Origin of the sequence: Protofrankia sp. Cas8 (assembly GCF_963555845.1) — a bacterium.
Classification (GTDB): Bacteria; Actinomycetota; Actinomycetes; order Frankiales; family Frankiaceae; genus Protofrankia.
Genome location: NZ_CAUVXI010000008.1, coordinates 1 through 2,682, shown reverse-complemented (window position 1 = coordinate 2,682; position 2,682 = coordinate 1). Strand labels below are relative to the sequence as shown.

The following is a 2,682-nucleotide window of genomic DNA, read 5'->3' as shown; positions in this document are numbered from 1 at the left end:
GGGTGGCGGCGGGTGCGGCGGGTGCCGGCCTGGGTTCGGTCACCGCGGGTGGTCTGTCCAGCCATCTGTTCGGTGACGGGGGTTATAGCTGGTCGGATGCGGGTGGTGGTCTGGTTTCGGCTGGTGCCGGCAGTCTCGCGGGCAGAGCGGGCCGGACCGCGGCCGGCCGGGCGGTGGTCAGCCGGGTACAGATGGCCGCGGCCTGGTTGGCCCGTAACGCTCCGGGGCCTCGGCCGAAGGACTTGACCGCCTGCGCCGGCACCGGCACAACCGAAGGCGGCGCTGCTACCCTGGCTGCGGCCACAAACGCGGGAGCGGGTGCTGACAATGTGGTGAACGGGGTTCGCCTGGGGGAGCAGTTGGCTCGTGAGTCCGCTAGCTCGGCGTTCACGGCCTCCGGTGAGTTGCAGTCTGAAGTGATTCAGGGGTCGCAGCGCATTATTTCCGGTAGTCAATTGCGGAACCCGGAGGTGGTCAAGGAGTTGACGTCGGACGGTAGTAGCATCGCCGACTGGGGAAAGTACACGTCGAGGACGTTCCAAAGTCCACAGGGGCCGTTCCAGGTACACTACTACTATAATCCTGCGACCGATGTCGTTAACTACAATTATGATTACAAGATCGTTTTCAATGTGACTCGGTGACCATGCGCGTTCTGTGTACTCGTATTATCAGTCCAGTGACTAGCGGTTCGATAGAGGACAGTGCCTGGGTCCGTCTCGGTGGGGAATACATCGTGATTTCGGTACTGGCTTGCCCGGGTCGTCGCATCGAGTTGCAGATCGTCGGGGATGATGTTCGCGCCCCTGGCTTGTGGGATTCCGAGATGTTCATGACGGTAGATGACCGGCTTCCCTCCAACTGGGTGGCGAAGGTAGGTGAGGGCGGTGTCGTCGAGTTGGCGCCTCGCCGCTGGCTCGAGCCGGGTTTCTGGGAGGCTTACTTCGACCGGGACCCGGATGCCGTTGCGGCCTATGAGGATGAGTTGCGGCAGATCCTGAGTGAATGCTGACCGTTTGCCGTTAGATGCCGAGGGTTTGTAGGTCGTCGGGGTTGGCGCCGTGGGCGAGTTCGGCGAGGGTGATGTTGAAGGTGTGGCAGAGGGCGGCGACGTCGTCGGGGCTGATTTTGCGGCGCCGGCTTCGATGTCGTGGCTGGAGGAGCGGGGTCAGCCGATGGCGGTGGCGATGTCGGTTTGGGTCATGCGGCGGTGGGCGCGTTCGGCGCGGACGTTGTTGGCGATGACGTGCCCGATCCGGCCATGGGCGCATGGTCGGCAGGCTCGGTGGGCCGCTGTAGGTGAAGGTGTGCTGCGCGTCGAACGTTTCGTTGTGACGAAACGCGGTTTCGGCAAGAACCAATGATCATGATCTGTTGGTCTTCAACGTTGCGTGTGATGGTGCGCCGGACAGCAGGCGACCGGGTCTCCGGTATGCAGGCCGGTGCGGGCGTGTGCAGCACGAGCGGAAGCGGCGCCGGCCATGTGACGGCAACCATAGATCACATCGCCGGGCAGTCTGGGCCGGCCCAGATTGGAATCTGTTCGGATGGGGGGATGGTGGGCATCGTGGCCGGTCTGGCAATGCTGACGACACCCGTGCTCTTCTGGCTGACACGGCCGATCGATGCGCGCCCTCGGGCTCCCTGGGATGTTCTTCGCGCCGTCGGGGGACCGCGCGAGGGCGTCCACCGCACCCCCTCGCGTCGCGCGCACGCACGGCGGCTACGCCGCACCGCCGACGTGATCTTCCTGGTCGGCTGGTGCGCGGTGGCCATCGGATCGATCGCGCGAGGCGTCACCGGATTGTGAGTGCCCGTGGCCGGCCTCCCGCCGTTTCGTTCGTGACGACACAGCAGTTCGGCACCCCCCGGTGGACGGGACGGGCCGCTGACGCACCGGGCGAGCACGGCCGCCAGGCCGCGCGCAGTCCGCCGCGCGGCGCCGGAACGAACTGGACGCCGGGGGCTTGAACTGGGAGGGTCGTGTGTCCGGTAGTCGCGTGTTCGTAAGGTAATGTCTGCTTTGCGGTTACTGGTTGTGGTGGCCGGCGGCCGCGGACGGGGTCGGCTGGCCGGTGATCGCGGGCGTGCTGGGGCGTCCCGGCAGGCCGCCCGCCAAGCCCACCAACGACGACAGACCGGTCCTTCCCCAGGTGTCGGCTCTTCAGCTGCTGCCTCCCCACGCTCAGGCGGGCTGACTGACAGACTCGACCCGTGACCAGCCCCCGCGGCTCTCGATGCGGCTGGGAAATGGCTTGGGTCGGGATATTCGGAGGCCCTTAAGGGTAGCGGTCGCTACGTCTCGAAGGATGGAAGTCGTGTTGTCAGAATCGGTGAATCGGATATCACTGGGCGGCATGGTGGTGGTCCACATATGAACTTCGAGCGATTGGTTCCGAATCCAAGAAAGCCCGGCAAGTCGGTTGTCGTCGAGAATCGTCACATTTACCTTGGGTAGACTAGAGTTTCCTGGCTCAAAGCGAGTCGGAGGAAATACCTCGTCGCATGTTTTCGCGAAGGTCGGAGTGGATAGTGGATCGTGTTATTGAAGTACCTGGGTATCATCCTGATGATGGCTTGCGCTTTGTATGGGATGAGGGATTTGAAATCGCTGTGACGGCAAGTTCGACAGATGTCGCCATAAAGGTGAACCGTGCTGGATTTGTATCGCTGGCGCGGCAC

The 2,682-nt window shown here is 63.8% G+C and carries 2 protein-coding genes and 1 pseudogene; all 3 read left to right on the top strand.

Annotated features, from left to right (window positions below; genetic code table 11):
* Positions 1–644: pseudogene (locus U9977_RS02815) on the top strand (hypothetical protein); the annotation flags it as partial.
* Positions 641–1,012, top strand: a complete 372-nt coding sequence (locus U9977_RS02810) for a hypothetical protein (RefSeq protein WP_322747570.1) — start codon at positions 641–643, stop codon at positions 1,010–1,012. The pseudogene U9977_RS02815 and the gene U9977_RS02810, both read left to right, overlap by 4 nt.
* A gap of 555 nt (positions 1,013–1,567) precedes the next feature.
* The gene (locus U9977_RS02805) at positions 1,568–1,810 is read left to right on the top strand and encodes a hypothetical protein (RefSeq protein ID WP_322747569.1); all 243 of its coding nucleotides are present in this window, start codon (positions 1,568–1,570) and stop codon (positions 1,808–1,810) included.
* Positions 1,811–2,682: the final 872 nt, after the last annotated feature.